This is a genomic window from Bacteroidota bacterium (assembly GCA_016706255.1).
Classification (GTDB): domain Bacteria; phylum Bacteroidota; class Bacteroidia; order Chitinophagales; family BACL12; genus UBA7236.
This window is the reverse complement of sequence record JADJJZ010000029.1, coordinates 101,752-127,332: the sequence shown is the minus strand read 5'-3', so window position 1 is coordinate 127,332 and position 25,581 is coordinate 101,752. Positions and strand designations below refer to the sequence as shown.

The 25,581-nt window shown below is 38.3% G+C and carries 15 protein-coding genes; 10 read left to right on the top strand and 5 right to left on the bottom strand.

From position 1 onward, the window contains the following. Nucleotides 1–21: 21 nt before the first annotated feature. From IPI65_18475 to msrB, 3 genes are all read left to right on the top strand, one after another. Nucleotides 22–1,332: a bifunctional folylpolyglutamate synthase/dihydrofolate synthase gene (locus tag IPI65_18475; GenBank protein ID MBK7443412.1), complete on the top strand. Its 1,311-nt coding sequence runs from the start codon at nt 22–24 to the stop codon at nt 1,330–1,332. A gap of 13 nt (nt 1,333–1,345) precedes the next feature. Then, on the top strand, nt 1,346–2,773 hold the full coding sequence (locus IPI65_18470) for a DUF5106 domain-containing protein (protein ID MBK7443411.1): 1,428 nt from the start codon (nt 1,346–1,348) through the stop codon (nt 2,771–2,773). A 209-nt stretch (nt 2,774–2,982) separates the two neighbouring features. Next, the gene (msrB, locus tag IPI65_18465) at nt 2,983–3,387 is read left to right on the top strand and encodes a peptide-methionine (R)-S-oxide reductase MsrB (protein ID MBK7443410.1); all 405 of its coding nucleotides are present in this window, start codon (nt 2,983–2,985) and stop codon (nt 3,385–3,387) included. Nucleotides 3,388–3,393: 6 nt separating this feature from the next. Here msrB and IPI65_18460 read toward each other — a convergent pair whose 3' ends face one another. The 3 genes from IPI65_18460 to IPI65_18450 are packed head-to-tail and all read right to left on the bottom strand — an operon-like array spanning nt 3,394 to nt 5,129. Next, nucleotides 3,394–4,179 (bottom strand): sensor histidine kinase, encoded by a 786-nt coding sequence (locus IPI65_18460; GenBank protein MBK7443409.1) that lies wholly within the window; start codon nt 4,177–4,179, stop codon nt 3,394–3,396. Next, entirely contained in the window at nt 4,176–4,442 is a 267-nt protein-coding gene (locus tag IPI65_18455) for a hypothetical protein (protein ID MBK7443408.1), read from the bottom strand. The genes IPI65_18460 and IPI65_18455 overlap by 4 nt, the downstream gene beginning before the upstream one ends. 3 nt (nt 4,443–4,445) lie before the next feature. Beyond that, nucleotides 4,446–5,129, bottom strand: coding sequence for a response regulator transcription factor (locus IPI65_18450; protein MBK7443407.1), 684 nt, complete (start codon nt 5,127–5,129; stop codon nt 4,446–4,448). Between the two features lie 144 nt (nt 5,130–5,273). Here IPI65_18450 and IPI65_18445 point away from each other — a divergent pair, with 144 nt between their 5' ends. Then, on the top strand, nt 5,274–7,895 hold the full coding sequence (locus IPI65_18445) for a response regulator (protein MBK7443406.1): 2,622 nt from the start codon (nt 5,274–5,276) through the stop codon (nt 7,893–7,895). Between the two features lie 2 nt (nt 7,896–7,897). On the opposite strand, the gene IPI65_18440 is transcribed toward IPI65_18445, so the two are convergent. Next, a complete protein-coding gene (locus IPI65_18440) occupies nt 7,898–9,352 on the bottom strand; it encodes a sigma-54-dependent Fis family transcriptional regulator (protein MBK7443405.1) in 1,455 nt (484 codons plus the stop codon). Between the two features lie 158 nt (nt 9,353–9,510). On the opposite strand from IPI65_18440, the gene IPI65_18435 reads away from it, so the two are divergent. From IPI65_18435 to IPI65_18420, 4 genes are all read left to right on the top strand, one after another. Beyond that, the gene (locus tag IPI65_18435; protein ID MBK7443404.1) at nt 9,511–12,732 is read left to right on the top strand and encodes a hypothetical protein; all 3,222 of its coding nucleotides are present in this window, start codon (nt 9,511–9,513) and stop codon (nt 12,730–12,732) included. Then, nucleotides 12,729–14,816 (top strand): PKD domain-containing protein, encoded by a 2,088-nt coding sequence (locus tag IPI65_18430; GenBank protein ID MBK7443403.1) that lies wholly within the window; start codon nt 12,729–12,731, stop codon nt 14,814–14,816. The genes IPI65_18435 and IPI65_18430 overlap by 4 nt, the downstream gene beginning before the upstream one ends. Before the next feature lie 270 nt (nt 14,817–15,086). Next, nucleotides 15,087–16,604: a hypothetical protein gene (locus IPI65_18425; GenBank protein ID MBK7443402.1), complete on the top strand. Its 1,518-nt coding sequence runs from the start codon at nt 15,087–15,089 to the stop codon at nt 16,602–16,604. Next, nucleotides 16,514–20,590 carry a PKD domain-containing protein gene (locus IPI65_18420; GenBank protein ID MBK7443401.1) on the top strand — a complete coding sequence of 1,359 codons (4,077 nt, stop codon included), beginning with the start codon at nt 16,514–16,516 and terminating at the stop codon, nt 20,588–20,590. The genes IPI65_18425 and IPI65_18420 overlap by 91 nt, the downstream gene beginning before the upstream one ends. 50 nt (nt 20,591–20,640) lie before the next feature. Here IPI65_18420 and nth read toward each other — a convergent pair whose 3' ends face one another. Further along, nucleotides 20,641–21,270 (bottom strand): endonuclease III, encoded by a 630-nt coding sequence (gene nth, locus IPI65_18415; protein MBK7443400.1) that lies wholly within the window; start codon nt 21,268–21,270, stop codon nt 20,641–20,643. Nucleotides 21,271–21,398: 128 nt separating this feature from the next. Between nth and IPI65_18410 the strand changes: the two genes are divergently transcribed. Both IPI65_18410 and IPI65_18405 read left to right on the top strand, forming a co-directional pair. Continuing rightward, nucleotides 21,399–23,555: an OmpA family protein gene (locus tag IPI65_18410; protein MBK7443399.1), complete on the top strand. Its 2,157-nt coding sequence runs from the start codon at nt 21,399–21,401 to the stop codon at nt 23,553–23,555. Beyond that, complete coding sequence (locus tag IPI65_18405) at nt 23,491–25,575, top strand: PD40 domain-containing protein (protein ID MBK7443398.1); 2,085 nt, start codon at nt 23,491–23,493, stop codon at nt 25,573–25,575. The genes IPI65_18410 and IPI65_18405 overlap by 65 nt, the downstream gene beginning before the upstream one ends. Nucleotides 25,576–25,581: the final 6 nt, after the last annotated feature.

The window sequence follows — 25,581 nt, the reverse complement described above, 5'->3', positions numbered from 1 at the left end:
TATTTGCTTCCGTAATTTATGATGACTTATCAGGAAGCGCTGGATTATCTGTATACACATTTACCCATGTATCAACGGGTTGGTGCTGCTGCGTATAAAAAAGATTTAACTAATACATTACAATTACTGGATATTTTAGGTAATCCGCAACGTGAATTTACTTCAATCCATATTGCAGGCACAAATGGCAAAGGTTCTGTAAGTAATATGCTGGCTGCAGTATGCGCTGAATCCGGCTACACCACAGGTTTATATACTAGTCCGCACCTTGTCGATTTCAGAGAACGTATTCGTGTAAACGGCAAAATGTGTGAAGCTGATTTTGTGATAACATTTGTAGAAAAAATTAAACCGCATATTGCAACTATTCAACCCTCTTTTTTTGAAATAACTGTTGCCATGGCATTTGAATATTTCAGATATAAATCTGTTCAAATTGCCATTGTTGAGGTTGGTTTGGGGGGAAGATTGGATTCTACTAACGTAATTCTGCCTATTGTTTCTGTAATTACCAATATCAGTTTCGATCATATGGCAATGTTAGGTGATACCTTGCCCAAAATAGCAACAGAAAAAGCAGGTATCATAAAACGGAATGTGCCTGTAGTTTTAGGAGAAATACACCCGGAAACACTGCCCGTTTTTGAACAGATTGCAGCAATGGCCAATGCCCCCGTTTATCCTGCTCCGGAAAACGTGCAGGTTGAATTATTAGAGCGGAATACCCACGGCATGGAATTAAATGTGAGTTATTTGAATCAATTAGCTTACCCTAATCTCATGCTTGATCTTGCAGGCGATTATCAATTACAAAATATTGCTACTGTTGTTCAAACCCTGGAAGTAATGCGCATTCAAGGGATTGAAATACCCGAAGAGGCCATTTATGAAGCGTTAAAAGAGGTGCAAAAACGCACAGGATTTGCAGGAAGGTGGCAGATATTGCAGGAAAATCCGCTCACAATTGCCGATTGCGCGCATAATCCCGGCGGATTGGAGCAACTGTTTAAACAGGTAAACACACTTGTATATAATCAACTCCATATTGTTACAGGAGCTGTTAACGACAAGGATTTAAATGCAGGATTAGCATTATTTCCCAAAAAAGCCACTTATTATTTTTGTAAGCCAGATATACCAAGGGGTTTAGCGGCCGAATCGTTACAACAACTGGCTTTAAAATTTGCATTGGAGGGCGAAAGTTACACATCCGTAAAGGCTGCCTTAGCCGCATCACTTCAAAATGCGTTAAAAAATGACCTGATTGTAATCTGCGGCAGTATTTTTGTGGTAGCTGAGGCTTTGCCGGCATTTGAAGCATTAAAAGTTTAAACGAAAACAGTACATGAAAAAATTTCTACTCCTTTCCTTTTTATTTGCATTTATTCAGTTTACGCAAGCGCAATCTTTAAAAGGTTATGAATTCAAAATAAAAATTCATGGCTTGGCTGATACTACTATAATGTTTGGACATCATTACGGGGCTGCTCAGTATGTAATTGATACCGTGCCAATTAATTCGAAAGGTGAAGCCATTTTAAAAAGTATTGATACGTTGCAAGGTGGAATTTATCTTGTTGTAGCACCATCTTTAAAAAATCGCTATTTTGAAATGATTGTCAGTGGATTTGAATCCGGATTTTCAATGGAAACTGATACTACTGATTTTGTTAAAAATATGAAAGTAAGCGGTTCAATTGAAAACAAAATTTTTTATGAAGATTTAAATTTCATATCCCAAAAAAGAGAAGAAATGAATGTGCTTAAAACTAAAATGGATGCAGCCGGTGAAACAACGCCTGAGGGTAAAAAAATAAAGGAGGAAATGAAGCAATTAAATACGGAGGTTGAAACCTATCGTGATAAAATTATTACTGATAATCCGAATTTATTTTATGCTAAATTTTTAAAAGCTGCTACTGATATTAAAATACCTGAATCGCCTTTAAACCCTGACGGCACAAAGGATTCAACATTTGCATGGCGATATGGGAAATTACATTATTTCGATAATGTTGATTTTAAGGATGAGCGCATGCTCAGAACTAATTTGTACGATACGAAAGTAAAAAACTATCTAAAAATTTATGTAACTAAAATGCCTGATTCATTAATGAAAGGTGTTGACTTTATCATAGATAAATCGATGGCAAACAGTAAGGCATTTCAATATATTACAGTTATGTTATTAAATGAATATGCAACATCTAAAATTATGGGTTTTGATGCTGTTTATGTGCATATTGTAGATAAATATTATTCCGGTGGTAAGGCATTTTGGTTAGATGATGTTGGTTTATATCGCATTCAGGCGCAAGCAGATAAAGTACGTCCAACCCTATTAGGTAAAAAAGGACAGCCATTAGTTTTACAAGATGTAAATGGGAATGATATTCCGTTATACAGTGTAAACAGTCGATTTACCGTAATTATTTTCTGGAGTCCTGATTGCGGACATTGTAAAAAAGAAATTCCAAAGGTTGAAGCAACTTATCCTGAATTGAAATCACTTGGTGCAGAAGTTTATGCTGTTTATTCAGAAGAAGAATTCGATAAATGGAAAAAATGGTTAACTGAACATCCTTATCCATGGATTAATGTTGCCAACTTAAAAGGCAACGAAGCTTTCCAGTTAAAATACAATGTAGACATGACACCACTAATTTTTTTACTGGATCACGACAAAGTGATTTTTGGTAAAAAAATCAATATCGATCAGGTTCCGGCCATCATAAAGGACCGCATGGCTTATGAGGCGTCACAAGGACATTAACCGAACGTAATTATTTCATGATGCACAAGCAGCGATACCAATGTGAGTAAGCTGATTAAACCAATAAAAAGTATCAACGCCAATACAATTTTACTGTAACCGGGTAGTTTGCTCATTGTAGATATTTTTCGGTAAAACAAGGCAACTTAAAATTTGTTCAAAACTGTGTTTTGAAACCATTCGTATACTAATTTTGTTAAAATTGAACGATGGGAAACGCTAAACAATATAAGATAGTGAAATCTGACCAGGATTGGCAGGAAGAACTCAGTGCGGAACAATACAGGATTTTACGCAAAAAAGGCACAGAACGCCCATTTACAGGCGAATATGACCACTTTTTCGATAAGGGTTATTATTTATGCGCTGGTTGCGGCCAAAAGTTGTTTACTTCCGAATCTAAATTCGACAGTGGTTGTGGTTGGCCGGCGTTTGACCGTGAAATTGAAAAAGGAACGGTTGAATATGAAGAAGATTATGCATTTGGCATGCGTAGAACAGAAATTTTATGCAGTAACTGTGGTGGTCATTTAGGCCATGTTTTTGATGATGGCCCAACCGAAACAGGAAACCGTTTCTGTGTGAATTCTGCTTCTCTGAAATTCGAAAAATAATTAAGTTTATTTAGCCCTTTTTAAGGTAAATCCAAATGTAGAACCCTCACCTGCTGTACTGCGTACGTTTACATTCTGATGGTGTGCTTCAACGATATGTTTTACGATGGCAAGACCTAACCCTGTGCCACCCATGTCGCGAGAACGGCTTTTTTCAATGCGGAAAAAACGTTCGAAAACACGGTTGAGATGTTCTTTACCAATACCCAATCCATTGTCTGCTACCTCAATTAATATATTATCACCCATGTTGTAATAGCCGGTGTGCACAAAGCCATTTGCTCTGCCATATTTAATGGCATTGGTGATAAGATTTACTAATACTTCCCTGATTAATTTTTCATCTGCATACACATAAAAAGCATGATCACATCCTTCTTTTATCGATAAAGTTGTATTGGATTGTGCTGCTTGCATTTCGAGCGATTCATACACTTCCTGAACAAGTTCATTTATATCAAAACGTTTGTAATTTAATTCCAGCTCGCCACTTTCCAACATAGAAATATTTACCAGATCATCAATAATCATGGTCATTCGTTCTACATTTTTTAATGCTTTTTCAATGTAGATGCTATTAATTGTCGGGTCCTCAATTCCGCCATCAGAAAGAGTTTCAAGATATCCCTGTATGCTCATGATGGGTGTTTTGAGTTCATGACTTACATTGCCTAAAAATTCTTTACGATAATCAGCCTGTTTTATGAGTAAATCAATTTCACTGCTTCTTTCCTTTGCCCATTCGATAACTTCTTTGTTTACTTCAGAAATTACATCTGAAGACATTTTCATTTTTCGTCGGCAATTTCTTTGGTAGATTTTAAAGCGTGAATTGTTTTGTAGATGAGTTTTATTTTGCGGTAAATAAATTTTTCTACCGCTAAATAAAATGTAATAAATATGGCGAGAAAGGCAATAAGTGGTATAATTACCAATTGATATGCTTTGAACTGTAAAGCAGGGAAAACATACCATGCCAGTTCCAGCACCAGCAGAATACATAAAATAATTCCGGAGGCGGCTAAAACAATTCTGCTTGGTGAAGCATTCTTCATTAATTAATGGTCAAATTTATAACCAATTCCTTTTATTGTTTTAATAAAATCTTCACCAATTTTTTCTCTTATTTTGCGAATATGTACGTCAATGGTTCTATCTCCGACAATTACATCCATACCCCAAATTTTATTAAAAATTTCCTGACGGGTAAACACCTTACCGGGTTTAGATGCCAGTAGTTGAATTAATTCAAATTCTTTTTTGGCTAATGAAATAGGTTCTCCCTTAACATAAACCAGGAATTTTTCTTCATCAATACTTAAATCGCCATAGGTAACTGCTTCACTTTGTGGTTCAGAAACAGCAGTGCGACGTAATAAAGCTTTTATTCTTGATAATAAGATACGTGGTTTAATAGGTTTAGTGATATAATCATCTGCCCCAACATCAAAACCCTGCACTTGAGTAAAATCTTCGTTTCTGGCGGTTAAAAATGCTATCAGCGTGTTGTCAAACTCCCGCATACTGCGCAATTCCCGGCAAACTTCAATGCCATCCAGTTCGGGCATCATGATGTCCAGCAACACGAGGTTCGGTTTTTCAGCAATTGCTTTTTCAATGGCAATTTTACCATTAGCAGCCCGCACCACCTGATAATCTTCTTTTAAAAGGTTGTATTCTATCACCTCAAGGATATCCGGCTCGTCATCCACAATCAATATCTTAATTTTATCGTTGTTCATACTCAATTTTGATGTAAAGCTAAATACAGGGTATTAATTGAATAGTAAGTCAATGTTAATTTAATGTTATAGAAACATTTTATTTACCTATAAGTTCCAAAACTACTGTTTTTACTAAAAAAACGTAACTTTAAACGCAAGAATATGAGTGAAAAGGCGCCATCTACAGGTTTAGCGTGGAAATTGATTGTAGGGTTTATCCTATCCAGCGCACTTATTGGGTTTGCGGCCTGGTTTGCTTATCAAAATTTCAATAAACTACTAGGCTCGGTTGAAACATTATCCTCACCAAATAATTCCACGGAAGAGTTACAAGATTTGATAAACAGCATGCATGAGGCCGATGGCAATATGCGGAACTTCATCATGACAAATGATAATGGATCGCTGCAGAGTTACCTTGAAATGATGGAAAACATTAGTGTGGAACTGGAAGACCTTAAACAGGATGGCAATTTTGTATCCAGCGAGGAGGCTTTGGACACACTTGGCGATTATTTTCAGGACAAGGCTGATCTTATGTATTCACTGGTCATTTTTAAACAGTCCAGTGAGTATGAACGATTAAACAGCAAAGCTTTAAAAAAAATATCATCCAATATCTCAAACGAAACAGGTCAAATTACGATTTCAAATAAAATAGAAACGAAACCGGACGATTTAAAACAACCCGCACTTAAACAGCAATCTGTTACAACAGAATCTTCAAAAAAAGATAAAGATAAAACCAAGGCTAAAGATGAAGGTTTTTTAAAAAATTTGTTTTCTGGGAAAAATAAAAATCAGCAAACCACAACAACATCTGCTACTATTGTAGAATTGTCGGACACTACGCAACAAAAAGGCTCTACCTCTTCGTTGCAGTTTGAAATTGCAAATAATCCTTCAGTAAATGTTGAAGATGTTCGTGAGGCTTTAAAAGAGATTGAACGCGAACAAAAACAATACAACACAACATTAACGATTAAAGAACTTGAAATTTTAGCCAGTGATAAAATCATTATTAAAAAAATTAACGAATTAATTGACCGTATCAAACAGGAACAGGTTACAAAAAATCAAGCCCAATTAATTGCTGCAAATAATAATGCAAAAAAGTCATCTCAAACGATGTTGGGAATTGCCTCAGTTGCCCTCCTTACCGGTTTAATTTTTATGGGGGTGATTTTAGTAGATATAAACAGAAGTAACCGATACAAACAAGCATTAATTGTAGCTCGCAACAGAGCAGAATATCTGGCAAAAGCCAAAGAAGAATTTCTGGCAAATATGAGCCACGAAATAAGAACGCCATTAAATGCCATTATTGGATTTTCCGAACAAATGGAAAGCACTCCCCTTCAGCCTTCTCAAAAAAAATATATCAAAGCAGTTAGTAACGCCGGGGCACATTTATTAAATACAGTAAATGATATTTTGGATTTGTCAAAAATAGAAGCAGGGAAATTGGCAGTGGATGAACAACCTTTTAAAATTAAAGAGGCAATTGATGAAGTATCGTCGATATTAGAAATAAAAGCAAAAGAAAAAAGTCTGGAATTTAGTATCAAATGCGGTGATTTTACAGATGAATACATAATTGGCGATCCGTTTCGGATAAAACAGATTTTATACAATATTGCCGGTAATGCTATAAAATTTACCGAATCGGGTAAAATTGAAATTACATGCATCGGTAAAAAGCAAAAAAATATTATTCACTACTATCTCGCCGTTGCTGACACAGGAATTGGTATTGCGCAGGATAAACTGGATAAAATATTTGAAAGTTTTGAACAGGGTGAAAATACCATTACAAAAAAATATGGTGGCACCGGATTGGGTTTAAGTATTTCTAAAAAGTTAGCGCAATTACTTGGCGGAGATATTGCAGTTAAAAGTGAAGTGAATAAAGGTAGTATTTTTACCATTCACCTGCCGTTGCCAATTGCAGATGAAAAATCAATTAAAAGCATTATTCAGGATAGCCAACTCAATGTCAATTTGCACGGTTTGGAAATACTTGTAGTTGATGACGAACCATTCAACCTGATGCTTGCAGAAGTGATTTTGAAGAAATATGGTGCAGTTATTACTGTTGCTGAAAACGGAAGAGTTGCCTTGGAAAAAATCGATTTACAAAATTTCGATCTGGTGCTTGCCGATTTGCACATGCCGGAGGTTGATGGTTATATGCTGGCCAATAAAATACGCGAGCGTTATTTGCAGGTGCCACTTATTGCGCTGACTGCAAACGTGATGCAAAATGATGTAATTAAAATTAAACAAAGCGGATTTAACGATATCCTGTTAAAACCATATAAAGAGAAATCATTATTAGAGATGATTTCAAAGCATTCACCGGTTGTAATTGGTGATAAAAACAACAAAACCGATGCCGTTACGGTAACAGAAAATATAAATAACACGCAAATGGAATCGTCATCGTATAATTTAAATGAAATTAGAAAATTTGCAGACAATGATAATGCTATACTGGTTGCCATCATTGACTCGTTTATTCAAAATAATTCACTAAATTTATTTACACTAAAGGATGCGGTTGAAAAACACGATTTGCATGTTATTCGAAATACCGCGCATAAAATGCTGCCATCTTATAATCACTTTCATGTAATGTCAATAATACCTGAATTAAAGGAAATGGAAATTGTGCAAGAAGCGCAAAACAATGTTTTATTGCAACATTACTATAAAATAGAAGAGGTTAGTAAAGATGTATTTGCAGCCTTGGAAGCTGAATCAAGAACACTCGCGCTAAATTAAATTTATTCCTCTTCGTTACCTGTTAAAATTTTATACAACTTCATTTTGTTGTATAAGGTTTTCCGGTCAATTTTCAATAAGGTTGCTGCCTTACTTTTATTGTAGTTTACTTTTATTAGGGTGCTTAAAATTAATTCACGTTCTGTTTTTTCAGCCAACGATTTTAAATCACTTGGCGCTTCGGTAAATTGTTTTTGCTGTGTGTTATTATTGTAATTCGATTGAACGTCATCTTGTTTCTCAAAAATAATTTCATGAGGCAGGGTTTCTTTTTTTACAAGGCCACCACTTGCCAGTAATACTGCACGACGTACTACATTGCGCATTTCACGAAGGTTGCCCGGCCATGAATATTTCCTGAAAATTGCTTTCACTTCATCATCAAAATCTTCAACATCTTTATTTAATTCGGTATTAGCCAATTGAAGAAAATGTTGCGCAAAAATATCAATATCACTACCACGATCGCGCAGCGATGGAACAATTACCGTAAATTCATTTAAACGATGATATAAATCTTCTCTGAAATTACCTTTTTTAACAGCTTCCTGTAAATCTTCGTTGGTTGCAACTATAATACGAACATCAACTTCAACGTCTTGATTGCTGCCTATTTTCCGAATTCTGCGTTCCTGAATTGCGCGTAATAATTGCACTTGTATTTCGTAGGATAAATTACCAATTTCATCTAAAAACAAAGTACCGCCATCAGCATAAACAAACTGGCCTGTTTTATCCGCAATAGCACCTGTAAATGAACCTTTAATATGGCCGAATAATTCGCTCGCAGCTAATTCACGACTCAAAGCGCCGCAATCAATTGAAACAAACGGTTTATGTGAACGATTACTTTTTTGGTGAATCATTTTAGCAACATATTCTTTACCTGTACCACTTTCACCATTTATTATCACTGATAAATTAGTTGGTGCTACAACATCAATATATTGCATGATACGGTTTGCAGTATCACTATTGCCTTCAACATATTCAAATCCGTTTTTTAACGTGCTTTTTTTTCCTGAAGGTTGTTCGTTTTTATTGGTATTATTTTGGGAAACCGGTTGCGGTGCACTAACCACCATTTTGTCTTTATCGCGGTTGAGTGCATTTTTAATGGTTAATAGTATTTCATCAGGATTTACCGGCTTGGTAACATATTCATACGCACCAATTTTCATTGCTTTAACAGCAATGCGAATATCTGCATAAGAAGTCATGATAATTACCGGTGTGCCCGGTTTTATTTCACGAATATTTTCGAGTAATTCTAACCCATCAGTGTCAGGCAAACGAAAATCGCTTAATACCACATCGAAATTATTATTCCGCACCTGAGTCAAAGCTTCAGTGCCGGAAAAAGCAGTTTCGGTGGTAAAATCTTTTTTGCTCAGAAAGCTTTTCAGCATCAGGCAAAAAGTAGGGTCATCATCAATTATCAGTACTGACGGGCGCATTTTGGTATCTGTCATTTAAAGGACGGCTCAAATATAGTCAGGAATGCCCAAACGCTCATTACAAAATTTCCAGATTGTCGGTGCATAAATATTTTTTTCATAATTAAGCGTACTTCCCTACTTTTACAATCTCTTTCTTTTCATACTAAAAAGCGACTATGTTAAAATCTTTATTCAACCGGATAAAGGGAATTACTCTCTTAGGAGTTGTTCTTCTTATCAGCAGTATTGGAAATGCGCAATATTGCACCCCCGACTACATTACAGGCACAGGAGATGACGATTACATTGATGGCGTAGAATTGGGTGATATTTCAAATTTCACCGGTGCCGGAGATGACTGGAATGATTATACTGATTTGTCTACAACGCTTACTCCAGGGCTTTCTTACGACCTTGTAGTTTATAGCACACCATTTTGGGACGAAACATACGCAGCTTGGATTGACTGGAATCAGGATGAAACATTTTCTGATGATGAACGATTAAATGCCACCGACCTTGTTGTGACTGCAGGCGGAATCGGTACAATTTCATTTACAGTACCTTTTACTGCATTTCCGGGTTCAACAAGAATGCGTGTAATGTGTGTTTATTTCCCTACTGAGGCGATAATTCCATGTCCGGATTTATTATACAATTACGGAGAAGCCGAAGATTATACAATAAATATTCCCGCTGCCGGACCTTATGATATAGGTGCAACAACTATTACCGGTATTTCTTCAGGTTGTGGATTAGGTGTTACACCAGTTACCATTAATATCACCAATTTTGGAACAGAACCAACAGGTTCGTTTCAGATTGCCTATCAGGTAACAGATCCAACAGCCGGTTTATTGCCTGCAGTTGTAGAAACTTATCCAGGACCTGCAATTCCATCTTTAACAACGGTAAGTTATACTTTTTCCGCTCCGGCTAACTTTACAAACATCGGTGATTACAATGTAAATGCTTATACCATATATGGTGTAGATACAGAACCTTTAAATGATGCAACTGATATTGATTTTACGTCAATTCCAACAATAACTACTTATCCTTATTACCAAAATTTTGAAGAAGGTGAAGCAGGCTGGATGGCAGGTGGATCCTTAAGTACATGGGAATTGGGAGACCCTGCAGGTTTTGCTATTATCGGCGCACCTCCGGCAACTCCGGGAAGTTTAAAATCATGGACTACTGAATTGGATGACTATTATAATTTAAATGAAAAATCATGGGTTGAATCACCTTGTTATGACTTTAGCTCACTTAGTTTTCCTTTCATGGAATTTGATTTAAATTATGATATTCAATTATATGATGATGGCGCTAAAGTTCAATATTCAACTGATGGCGGTGACTCTTGGAGCGATTTAGGAAGCCTCGGAACAGGTGAAAACTGGTATCAGCATGATGCCTGTTATGCCATGTATCCGACGTTTTATATTGATAATTATTACGGATGGAGTGGTAACTCAGGCGGTTGGCTACATGCTTACCATGATTTGAGCTTTTTAGCCGGTGAAACAGATGTCAAATTCCGTTTTGTGTTTGCTTCCAGCTCATACTGGAACTTTAATGATGGGTTTGCATTCGATAATATGTGGATTGGTGACCCATATCCTAACGATATTGGGGTTTCTGCCGTAATAGACCCTGAATCAGGTCCTTTTCTTACTGCAAGCGAAAATGTTACTGTAGAGGTTACTAATTATGGCACATTGTCGCAATCCGGTTTCCCGGTATCGTATCAATTTGATGGTGGAACGGTGGTTACAGAAACATTTGCTGCAACGCTTGCTCCCGGTGCTTCTGCCAATTACACATTTGGCCCAACAGTAGATTTACTGGCATTAGATACCTATGCTCTGGTGGCATGGACAAATCTGGCTACAGATGAAGATGAAAGCAATGATACACTAAGTGTTTCAATTACACATATGTTGCCGATTAGTGGCACCGGCGCAAACTATATTTACAGTAATGTTCCCGGTGGCGAACCATGGTTTACCGTTTCTAACGATGCGCACATGGATGATGTATTTGGAGCAGGCGAATGGACTACAGATTATTACGAAACCGTTGATCCGGTAGCGCTTTTCAGCGTTGATAATTGTTTTATATTTATGGAAGGTTCCGATGCTCATGCTGAAGAACTGGAATCATTCCTTAATACCAATATGCTACTCGTTGAAAACTGGGTAGCTGCAGGTGGTCACTTGTTTATTAATGCTGCACCAAACGAAGGTGACGGTATGAATCTCGGATTTGGAGGAACTACCCTGTCTTACCCTTGGTATGCAAGCGATGTTACTGCATTTGACCCATTACATCCAATTTGGGATGGTCCGTTTACACCAACATCAACCTCGATGAATGGCTTTAATTATGGCCATGCAGCAGTTAACGGAAGTGATTGGACCCCAATTATTTACGATGAATTTAATCCTGATAAAATTATAGCCGCAGAAAAATCATGGGGCGCAGGAATGGTAGTTTTTGGTGGTATGACAGTTACCGATTTCCATGCTCCATTTACTGAAGCCGGTAATTTCCGCAAAAACATAATTTCTTATCTCGCATCTTGTACTATTTCAGATAATGATGTTGGTGTACAATCAATCACTGCACCTGTTAGCGGATGTTCACTGAGTGATGCTGAAACCGTTACGGTAAAAGTGAAAAACTTCGGTTTTATGTCTCAAACCAATATCCCTGTTAAATATCAGGCTGATGGTGGTGTAATTGTCACAGAAATAATTGCCGGTCCATTAAATCCGGGAGAGGATTTATTGTATACATTTACAACTACAGTTGACCTTTCAGCATTAGGCGACCATGATATTACAGCATGGACTGCTCTGGTTACAGATACTATTTACGAAAATGACACAACGTTGCGCACAATTTTAAATGTGCCATATATTAGCAGTTACCCATATTTTGAAGATTGGGAAACTGGTGATGGTAATGGATGGTATGCAAGTGGAACAAGCTCAACCTGGGAATTAGGATTCCTTGACGGGCCGGTGATTAATACACCACCCGTTGCAACTCCTGAAAGCCAGAATTCATGGGCAACTTCGCTTACAGCTAATTACAATGACGATGAAGAGAGTTACCTTGCCAGTCCTTGTTTTGATTTAAGTTCATTATTGTTACCATATGTAGAAGTTGACCTTTGGTGGGTTACTGAAGATACCTGGGATGGTATGCAATTAGAATATACTACCGATGGTGTTACCTGGAATGTTTTGGGTGATATTGGAACCGGTGAAAACTGGTATACCAATTATGCCGCAGCATTAGATGGCGAAAACGGTTGGGTTGGTAATGGCCTGGGTTGGGTTACATCACATCATGATATTGCTTTCCTGGCGGTGCACCTTATGTGAAATTCAGATTCAAATTTGTTGCGGATGGCATTTACAATTTTGATGGAATTGGTTTAGACAATTTCCGCTTACAGGATCCTTTTCCAAACGATTTAGGCGTTTATGAATTATTAAGCCCTGTTTCAGGACCAGATTTAACAGCGTCTGAAGCAATTACAGTTAATGTTAGAAATTACGGAACATTACCTCAGTCGGGTTTCAACGTTAGTTATAAAGCTGATGGTGGACCTGTAATAACAGAGATATTTACAGGCACACTTGCAGCAGGAACTATGGCACCATTTACATTTGCTACTACTGCAGATTTAAGTACTGACGGATTCCACGATATTTGCTCATGGACTAGTCTTCCGGGAGATGAAGACATTACTAATGATTCAATATTTGGTTGTGCGACAATTTACAACTTCCCTCCAGTGTCAGGAACAGGCGCTTATTATATTTATAGTAGCACTGTGGGTTACGAACCGGGTTATATGAATTCCAACACAACTGCAATGGATGCCGTATTTGGAGCTGATGCATGGACTTTAGATTATTACGAATCGCTTGATTTATTTGACGTTTTTGGAGAAGATAATTGTTTCATTTTCCTAGAAGGAAGTGAAAGCCACTGGAGTGAATTCTCAACCTTCTTTAATGCGAATAAAGACATCATTGAGGGATGGGTAGCATCCGGAGGAAATCTGTTCATTAATGCTTCTCCTTGGGAAGGCAGCGGTGGTGAAGTAGGTTTTGGCGGAGTTGAAATTTCTTATCCTTATTATACTTACGAAACTGCAGCGGTGGATCCTTTACACCCTGTATTAAACGGACCATTTATTCCGGTTACTTCTGACCTCTATGGTTATTATGTTGGATATGCTCGCGTAATAGGTGATTTTACACCGATAATCAGTGATATATCTTGTGATGACTGTTATCTTTTAGGTGAAAAAGAATGGGGCGAAGGCCGCGTAATGTTCGGCTCGATGAATGTTCCTGAATATTATTCACCATCACCTGATGGTCAAAACCTGCGTCAAAATATTATTGATTATATCAAATTATGTTCGCCTGTTGATATCGGTGTTACAACATTAATATCACCGGAAGGTGGATGTGGTATGACTTCCGGCGAAGAAGTAACTATTGAAATTACCAACTTCGGTCCTACAACAGTTACCAATACACCGGTTAAATATCAACTTGATGGTGCATTACCGATTTTTGAAATTGCTCCTGGTCCAATCCCAACCGGCGGAACATACATATTTACATTCGATGCAACTGCTGATTTATCGGCTCCGGGTGATCATGATTTGCTTGTTTGGACTGACTTTAGTGGTGATGAAGATGAAACAAATGATGAGTTATTTTTAACATTAACCTCTTTAGCCACACCAAGTTTAGAATTAGGTCCAAACAAAACGATTTGTGACATCACCACGCTTGATGCAGGCAACATCGGCAGCACCTATTTATGGAATACAGGTGCTACAACACAAACAATCAACGTTACTGAAACCGGTGAATATACCGTAACAGTTACAAACCCTACAACCGGATGTTCAGTAACTGATGCCGTTACCGTAACGGTAAATTATACACCGGAAGCCAGCTTTACTTATACGGCATCCGGATTAACCATAACATTTACTAACGGTTCTACTGATGGTGCATCGTATAACTGGAGTTTTGGTGATGGCGGAACTTCTACATCTGAAGATCCTTCACATACTTATGCAACAACCGGAACTTATACAGTAACCGTTACTGTTACAAATGGCTGTGGATCAGACTTTTACAGCATGGTAATTGAAGTTACATTAGGAGTTGAAGATATTGCCTTAGATAACGCTGTGGCAGTTTACCCAAATCCTACTTCAGATTTTACTGTAGTTACCTTTAATATGTCTGAAGCAACTGAAATTAGCCTTGAACTAGTAAATACGCTGGGACAAACCGTATGGTCTGCACAACCCGGTGTTATTGCTTCAAAAGCAATTTCAATTGATATGACAGGATTTGCAGCAGGGGTTTACCAGTTAAATATCAACAGTAAAAATGCGCAAGCCACAAAACAAATAATTGTGACTAAGTAAAAGCATACAAAATATTACGCTTAAAAAAAATGAGGCTCCAAATGAGCCTCATTTTTTTTTAAGTTATGCACTTTGTACACATCTGCTTTATTTCGTATAAATTCCCCTGAAACCCAATAATTTCGGGCATTAGCAATATGGTTGCATTCAGCGGTATTAACAATTTTTAAATTTTGTATCTTTTTTAACACAATTAATATGAAAAACCGACACAGGTTATTTATTTTCGACACAGAATTGGTTGAATACATTAAACACTAAACAGTTTTTATGAAGAAACACCTACTTAAGCTCCTCAGTCGTGCATTGATAATTATGGCATTTTTGTCAGCACGGGAGTTGTCGGCTCAGGACGACAGTTATTACATTTACTCAAATGTCTATGGCGGAGCAGAACCGTGGTATACTACGGCTAACTCGGATGCTATGAATGTTGTATTTGGATTTGGATCATGGACGCAGGAATTTTTCGAAACCTGTGATCCGGCAGTGGTCTTTTCTGCAAATACAAATTTCGTGTATTTAGATGGTTCGGATGGTTTTGCCGACGAACTTGAACTTTTTCTCACGACGAATATGACCACAATCGAAGATTGGGTGAATTCGGGCGGTAGACTATTTCTCAACGCCGCACCTAACGAAGGTGATGGTATGAGTTTTGGTTTTGGAGATGTTTATCTTACCTATTGGGGCGGTTCCGGCGATGTTACAGCTCAGGATGCTTCACATCCTATTTTCAATACGCCTTACACGCCAGTTGGATTAAATTGGACGGGTTCATCATTTTCACACGCAAGTGTATCAGGTGCTGAAATAACACCTTTAATTGCTGATTCCTTTTCACCTACAACTGTAGCTTTTTCTGAAGGTCGTTATGGAACGGATGGTATAGTTGGTTTTGGTGGTATGACCACAGCTAACTTCCACTCTCCTATTTTGGAAGCAACGAATTTACTTCAAAACATCATTTATTATTTAGCTTTTTACGAAATCCCTGACCACGATTTTGCAACCTTGTCAATTGATAACCCGACAAGTGCTTGCGGTTTAGGTTTGGAAACAGTTACTGTTACTTACAAAAACTATGGGTTGAGCGAAGAATCTAACATTCCTGTTAGTTACCAGCTTGATGGTGGTGCAATCGTTTCTGATATCATTGCAGGTCCGGTAGCTCCCGGTGCCTCTGTTTCAGTAACATTTGCTGTTGCAGCCGATTTAACTGCTATTGGTGCACATACAATTGTTGCCAATTGCGATTTAGCAACTGATGAAGATCCACTGAATAATAGCCAGACAAGTATTGTTAATAATGTTCCGACTATTGTTACTTATCCATATGTTGAAGCATTTGAAGATGGTGCAGCAGGTTGGATTGCAGGTGGTGCTTCAAGTTCTTGGGAACTTGGTGAACCTGCAGGTGCCGCAATTTTTGGCGCTCCACCGGCAACTCCGGGTAGTTTAAAAAGCTGGACAACCAGCTTAACCGGTTATTATAATAATAGTGAAAAATCTTATGTTGAATCACCTTGTCTCGATTTCTCTTCTTTGGTATTCCCTTACCTTGAAATGGATGTAAACTGGGATATTCAGGAATATTCTGATGGTGCCAAAGTTATGTATTCAACTGACGGCGGTGCTTCATGGAACGATTTAGGTAACGTTGGTGAAGGTGAAAACTGGTTTAACAGCTATACGGCATGTATCCAACTTATTATATATCTGATTACAGAGGTTGGAACGGTTATTACTCAGGTTGGAAACACGCTTACCATGATCTTTCTTTCTTAGGTGGCCTTTCAAATGTTAAAATCCGTATCGTATTTGCATCAGATACCTATTGGAATTTTAACGACGGATTTGCTTTCGATAACTTTAAAATTGCTGACTTATATGCTAACGATGTTGGGGTTGAATCAGTTTACGAACCTAACGATGGTCCATCTTTAGGTGCTGCTGAACCAATTTCAGTTGTTATCAAAAATTACGGAACAGAACCTCAGTCAGGTTTCCCTGTTTCTTATAAAATGGATGGTGGTCCAACTACAACTGAAACCTTTGTTGGAACAGTTGCTCCGGGTGGAACTGCAATACATTATTTTGCTTCAACAGAAGACTTAAGTGTTGACGGCGATTACATTTTTGAAGCTTGGACTTCACTCGCTACTGATGAAGATGTTACCAATGATATGATTACCGAAACAGTAAGTAATTTACTTCCTATCACAGGAACTAGTGCTTACTATATCTATAGTAATACTACAGGTGGTGAACCTTGGTATACAACAACAAACTCTGCCGATATGGATGCAGTATTTGGTGTTGGTGAATGGACTTTAGATTATTTTGAAACACTGGATCCTGCCGTTGTATTTGGAACAGGAACTTGTTTCGTTTTCTTAGAAGGTTCAGATTCACATGCTGCTGAATTAGAAACATTCTTATCAGCTAATATTACAACAATTGAAAACTGGGTAGCTTCAGGTGGACATTTATTATTAAATGCTGCACCTAACGAAGGTGATGGAATGGATTTCGGATTTGACGGAACACATTTATTCTACCCTTATTTTACAGGAACTGCTGAAGCTGCTGTGCCACTTCACCCTGTATTTGATGGTCCTTTCACTCCTACTTCTACCTCTATGAGCGGCGGTTCTTACGGCCATGCAAGAGTAGATGGAACCGGATGGACTGAAATTTTACATGATTTATTCGGACCTACAAATATCGTTTGTGCCGAAAAATCATGGGGCGCCGGAACAGTAATTTTTGGTGGTATGACTACTACCTTCTTCCACTCTCCTGCTCCTGATGCAGATAATTTCCGTAAAAACCTGATTTCTTATCTTGCTACTTGTACGATTTCTGATTATGATGTTGGAGTTAACGCTCACTCATCTCCAGAATCTTCTTGCGGTTTAGGTGGTACTGAAAATATTACTATTGATGTGAAAAACTACGGTTTCTTACCTCAATCTGATATTCCGGTTCACTATCAGGTAAACGGTGGTACTATTATTAATGAAGTTGTTCCGGGCACATTAGATGTTGGTGCTACAGTAACTTATACCTTCTCTACTACAGTTGATATGGCTGCAGTTGGTGAGTATGAAATATATGCATGGACTTCACTTGCATTAGATACTATAACTACTAATGACTCAATGGATTGGGTTGTAAATAACATTCCTACTATCACATCTTATCCTTATTATCAGGATTTTGAAGCTGGTGCAGAAGGCTGGATTTCCGGCGGTGCATCTTCTACATGGGATTTAGGAACACCTGCAGGATTTGTTATCAATACAGCACCTCCGGCAACTCCAACAAGTCAAAACACTTGGGTTACCAACCTTACAGGTTATTATAACAATAATGAGAAATCGTATGTTACATCACCTTGTTTGGATTTCTCTTCTTTATTATTCCCTTATTTAGAATTTGATTTGAATTATGATATTCAATTATATTCTGATGGTGCCAAAATGCAATACTCAGTAGATGGCGGTACTACCTGGACTCAACTCGGTAACGTTGGTGAAGGTGAAAACTGGTACGATAGCTACACTTGCTATAGCATGTATCCAACATTCTACGAAACTGATTATCGCGGATGGCAGGCTACAGGTGGTGGCTGGAAACATGCTTACTACGACTTAAGCTTCCTTGCAGGTGAACCATCTGTAAGATTACGTTTTGTATTTGCAGCTGATACCTACTGGAACTATAACGACGGTTTCGCTTTCGATAACGTAAGAATTCAAGATCCGTTTGATAATGACTTAGGTGTTGTTGAATTAATTACGCCTGAATCTGCAGTTACCTTAACAGGTTCTGAAATAGTTAGTGTATTAGTTGAAAACTTGGGTGTATTACCTCAAAGTGGCTTTGATGTAGCTTATCAGGTAAACGGCGGTACTATCCATACAGAACCTTATATCGGAACTATTGATGGCGGTGCAACCGGAATTATGACTTTCGCAGCTACTGAAGATTTTGCAGCTGATGGAATTTATGATTTCAAAGCATGGACTGAATTAGCAACTGACGAAGACTTAACTAACGATACATTAAATACTAATGTAGTTAACCTCACTCCTGTTTCAGGAACTGATGCTTATTACATCTATTCTAATGTTTACGGTGGTTCTGAACCTTGGTATGTTACTTCAAATTCTGATGCTATGGACGCTGTATTTGGCGACGATGGCTGGTTCTTAGAATATGTTGAAACTTTAGATCCATTAGAAGTATTCGACGAAAACACTTGTTTCGTTTATCTTGAAGGTTCTGATGCTCAGGCAAATGAACTTGAAAACTTCCTGGCTGCAAATGGCTCAATGGTTGAAAACTGGGTTGCTTCAGGTGGTAATTTATTACTGAATTCTGCACCTAACGAAGGTGATGGTATGGACTTCGGTTTTGGCGGTATTCACTTGAATTATAGCTGGTATACCAGTGCCGTAACTGCTGCTGATGCAGGTCACCCTGTTTTCGCAGGTCCTTGGACTCCAATTACAACCGATTTCACTGGTTCAAGCTTTGGCCACGCTAGTGTAGAAGGTGGTGATATTAGTCCTATCATTCTTGATACATATGATGCAACTCGTTATGTGCTTGCTGAAAAAGGCTGGGGCGATGGTTCATTAGTAGTTGGTGGTATGACACCTCCTTACTTCCATGGTCCGCTTGATGAAGCAAATAACTTGCTTAAAAACATCTATGAGTACATTAAACTTTGTGCTCCGGTTGACTTAGGCGTAACTGCCCTTATTTCACCAGAAGGTGGTTGCGGTTTAGGTGTTGAAGACATTACTGTTACCGTTGAAAACTTCGGTCCAAGTGGTGTTAGCACTTTCCCAATCAAATATCAGGTAGATGGTGGTGCAATTGTTTCTGACTTTGCAGCGGTTATTATCGATGCAGGTGGAACAGGTACATTTACATTCGTAGATGCTCCATTTGATTTCTCAACTCCTGGCACTTATGAATTATGTGTTTGGACTGATTTCTCAGGTGATTCTGATCCTACAAATGACATGTTATGTTTCACAATAGAATCATATGAAACACCTTCATTGGAATTAGGTTCTGCAATAACAGTTTGTGATGAAAAAGTACTTGATGCAGGTAACACAGGTAGCACTTACCTCTGGAGCACTGGTGCAACTACTCAAACAATCACCGTAACTGAAACAGGAACATATTCTGTAACTGTAACTAATCCAACTACAGGATGTTCTGTAACTGATGCAATTACTGTAACAGTTAACTACACTCCAGTTGCAGGATTTACTTATACAGCTACAGGTTTAACAGTAACATTTACTAATACCTCTACCGACGGCGCTTCTTATAACTGGAGCTTCGGCGATGGCGGAACTTCTACCACTGCTAACCCTTCACACACATACGCAGTAGAAGGTTCTTATACCGTTACATTAACTGTAACAAACGGTTGCGGAACTGACTTCTATAGTATTGTAATTTCTGTAGGTGATGCAATTGGTGATATCAGTTTAGCAAATGCTGTAACTGTTCAACCTAACCCTACTGCTGATTTTGCAAATGTTTCTATAGACCTTGCAACCGCACAGGAAATCAAATTAGAATTAGTTAATAACCTCGGACAGTTAGTTTGGTCAACCAAACCAACTACCACATTATCAAATACTTATGTAATTGATATGACTGGTTTTGCGGAAGGTGTTTACCAACTGAATATCATAGGTAATGATGCGATGGCTACTAAATCAATTGTTTTAGTGAAATAAGCATCAATAGAATACTATTAAAAAAGGAGCTCATTTGAGCTCCTTTTTTTTTACATTGATTTTCTCCCGATAACGCTGCAAATCGGGCAGTTTTCTTTAATGTGGCCGCGTGCTGGGCAATATGCTCGGCCGAAGTATATAATTTGAAGATGTAATAAATTCCATGATTTTTCGGGGAATAAGCGCTTAAGATCCCTTTCTGTTTGCTCTACCGATTTACCATTACTCAATCCCCACCGCCAGGCAAGGCGATGAATATGGGTATCTACCGGAAATGCCGGAACACCAAATGCTTGTGTCATAACAACACTGGCTGTTTTATGCCCTACTGCCGGTAAGGCTTCTAAAGCTTCAAAGGTTGATGGCACCTTGCCGCCATGTTTATTAATGATTATTTCAGATAACCCGTAAATACCCTTCGATTTCATTGGAGATAACCCACAGGGCTGAATAATCGACTTAATCCGCTCCGGACTCAGTTTTACCATATCATAAGGGTTGTCGGCCAGGGCAAATAACCCCGGAGTAACCTTATTTACCCTTTCATCTGTACATTGAGCAGATAAAACCACAGCAACCAATAAAGTATATGCATCTTTGTGGTTTAACGGAATAGGGGGATTTGGATACAAACGGTTGAGGGTATCCAAAACAAACTGCACTTTTTGAGTTTTCGTCATATTTTGTTCAAATATCTGTATAGAAAAATAAAATACCTTCGTTTGTATGTTACAAAATCACAAAAAATGTATTTTTTTTCATCAACTGTAAAACATAATTTTACCAATCGACATCTGTGAGAAATAATATGAAACGCATACTACTATTACCTGTATTCCTATTGGGCATTATCGGCTTTGCCCGGGCCGGTGATATTTTTTGGGCTACAAAAGTGATTTCTTATTCGTCACAATTGGACCTGAATTCATACAGTGCAAAACAGGTGCTTGGCCCACCATCGCGCTTACCAAACTTCGGAGATTGCGGCTGCGCTTGGTCTCCAGCACTTTCCGAGAACTATTTTGAGGAATATATCCGCGTTGGCTTCGAAAAAAAGATCCATGTCACACAGATCGTAATAAATGAAAGTTTTAATGCCGGTGCAATTAAGGCAATTTACCTCTTCGACCAGTATAATATTCCCCATTTGGTTTACGAAAGAACCGAAGAAAACGGCAAATGGACGCTTGGCCGCGTTTTATCGCTAAATATTACCCCTACAGACTTTGCTACAAACGACCTTAAACTGGTATTGGATACAGAAAGTATAGATGGATTTAATCAAATTGATGCCATTGGTATAGCTGAATCTCCTGCCACAGTCCCTAGCGGCGCAATAGTTTCAACGGATAAAGTGGTGTTCAAAGGCAAAAGTCAGAACATGGGTGAAGCAATTAACTCATTTGGTAGTGAAATCGCTCCATTGGTGACTCCTGATGGCAAAACCTTGTATTTTACTCGTAAAAACCACGTTGGAAACACCGGAACCATCATGAATGATGATGTTTGGATTTCCAATTTTAATGGCACAAACTGGTCAACTGCTGTTAACGCAGGCGGGCCAATTAACAACGATGCAAATAACTACGTTGTTGGTATATCACTGGAGGGCGAAATGCTTACCTTGGCTAATACCTACCACCCTATTGAAGAATCCAGAATCGGTATTGCCCAAACCTGGAAAAGTAGCTACGGCAGTTGGGTATTTCCTAAAAACCTGATTACGCCGGGTGTCTTGACCCATAACCTGTATGCCGAATACTTTATGAACTCCGATCGCACCGTATTATTGTTGGCACTTGAACGTGCTGATTCATATGGTATGAAGGATATTTATGTAAGCTTTAGCACCAACCAAATTGAATGGAGCGACCCGATTAATGTGGGGAAAGACATTAATACCGCTTCTAATGAAATGGCTCCTTTTCTTGCTTCAGACGGCAAAACCATTTTCTTTTCATCCAACGGATTACCGGGATACGGTGATCAGGATGTTTATGTAGCTGTGCGCCTCGACAGCACCTGGCAAAACTGGACCAAGCCCGAAAATGTTGGTTCAATGGTTAATTCAAAGGGGTTTGATGCTTATTTTACCATCCCTGACACAGCCGATTACGCTTATTTCTCTTCAACCGGAAATAATTTATTAAACGCAGATTTATACCGAATTCCACTTAAGGAAATAAAAGAAATTGAAGATTCAGTTGTTGCAGATTTACTTGAAGCAAAGTTGGACCCTGTAACCACAATTGATTCAATGGGTAATGTAGTTGTAGTCACGGAGCCCGATGTTGTGTTGTTTGAAGAGGAAGTTTATGTGCCAACCAAGGAAGAATTAAATGTGGTGCTCACAAATGAAATCCTGCTTTGGGGAACCATTTACGATGCCACTACCAACATTCCGATTAACGCAAACATGAATTTTATACTGAACGATTATGAATCAGATCCAATAGAACTTGCAACCCTCAATAATACCTATAGAATTAAAGTAACTGATAGTGTGAACTACAGGGTTTCCATTATTCGTGAGGGCTATCTCCCATTGGAAACCACCATCAATATTGAAGATTTCAGAACACAAAAAGTTAAACGTGTAGATTTCCATTTAACACCATTGCGCAAAGGCGAAAAAATCATTCTCGACAATTTATATTTTGATGCCAATAAATCTATCATCAAACCTGAATCATTTGAAGAATTAAATCGTTTATATGAATTCCTGAAAGCTAATCCTGGTACAACTATTGAGATTGGTGGACATACCAACGGATTATGCAGTGAATCATATTGCGAAAAATTGAGTTTAAACAGAGCAAATGCAGTCAGAGAATACCTCATTAATAAAGGAATTGATGCCATCAGAATATCTACATTCGGATACGGCTCAACCCAGCCAATTGACAGCAATAACACACCTGAAGGAAGAAAACGAAATCAGCGTGTGGAGATTACTTTTAAATAATATTTATAAAATGAACCGGAATAAACATTTACTGCTTATTCCGGTCCTTTTATTTTTACCCATACTTGTTTGGAGCCAAACTATTTCATGGGCCGATCATGTTATCAGCTTCTCTTCCGAAAAAAGCCCAAAAGCGTTTGCTGCGACTCAGGTTTTAGGTAAACCTAATCGTTATCCTAACCCATCATTCAGCACCTGCGCATGGTCGCCTGAATACAATGAAGCCAGAAAATCAGAATACTTGCAGGTTGGTTTTTCTCAACCTATTGTTGCCCGCCAGATAATTATTGTAGAAAATAATAATTCCGGTCATATCAGAGAAATTTGGATTTATACCGCTACAAAAACAGCCGGAAAAATGATTTATCAAAGAGGAACACCGGCAGTTGGTGGCGCCGGAAGGTTATTTGTGGCTGGGTTAAAAGATAATACCGAAGCAGTTTCGTCAGTTAAAGTTATATTCGACCAACCCGAAATGATGAATACATATCAGATCGATGCAATTGGCATTACCACCGAAACCGGAACCGTAAATCTCACTGTCAATACTATCCCTGACCCACTTAACAATAAAGCAGAATCGCTCGGAACAGCCGTTAATTCTCCTTTTGATGAAGTTTATCCAATAATTACACCTGATGGTAATGCTTTGTATTTTGACAGGAAAGTACATCCTCAAAACATAGGCGCCCAAAAAAATGATGATATCTGGTTAAGCCGAAATGTCGACGGTGTTTGGACCACCGCCGAAAACATCGGTGCACCCTTGAATAACGAGAATTTCAATTTTATGTGCTCCATTTCGCCGGATGGTAATACTGCATTAGTAGGAAATGTATATCAACCGGCCAGCAGCGCGGGTCCCGGTGTATCTATAACACATAAAAGTGCAGGAGGCTGGAGCATGCCAACTCCCGTAAAAATTAAAAATTTCAACAACCTGAATCAGTATAACGAATTTTGTTTGTCACCCGATGGAGCTGTATTAATCATGTCGCTTGAAACGCCTTCAGGGAAAGGGTTACTCGATTTGTATGTGAGTTTTTTACTGGCGGATGGCAGCTATAGTGAACCGCTTTCTTTAGGCAATCAACTAAACACTGCAGGCAATGAAATGACACCTTTTTTGGCTGCCGATGGAAAAACATTGTATTTTTCATCAAATGGCTTCCCGGGCTATGGTAATCAAGACATTTTTTTAAGCAGAAGATTAGACAATACCTGGCAAAATTGGTCGGAACCACAAAACCTTGGAAATGAGGTAAATACACCTGAATGGGATGTTTACTACAGTATAGATGCCAAAGGAGAATATGCCTATTTCAGTTCTAGCAAAACAACGGGAACTAATCTTGATATTTTCAGAATTAAACTTCCCCCGCAGGCAAAACCATTAGATGTAATGTGGCTGAAAGGGAATGTGTATGACCGTACCACTTCCCTGCCGATAAATGCCAATATCAGTCTTAAAACAGAAAACGACACCATTCTTTCAGGATTTACAACTTCTTCTATTTCAGATGGTTATGCGCTTATATTACAACAGTTTGGTAGTTACTCCATTCATATCAGCGCTACCGGATATTATGTGAGTGATACGGTAATTACCATTGCCGGATTAAGCAGTTTCAATGAAGTAATCAGAAACTTCAGCCTTATTCCTAAAAAGGCAGGTGTTGTTATTGAGATGAAAAATATCCTGTTTAAGGTGAACAGCAGCGTTTTGGAAGATACCTCTTTTGCTGAGATAGATAAGGTTGCAAAGTTTATGCTCGACAATCCCGGGGTAGCCATCGAAATTAGAGGCCATACAAACGGTTTATGTGATGATGATTTTTGCAATAGCCTTTCTGCAAAACGTGCTAAAGCAGTTGTTGATTACCTTATAAAGAAAGGTATAGCTGCAGATCGCTTGTCGTTTAAAGGATTAGGTAAAACAATACCCGTGGCGGATAATAATACGGCAGCGGGCCGTCAGGCCAATCAAAGGGTTGAGTTTATGATAACCAGAACAGAATAGTCGGAA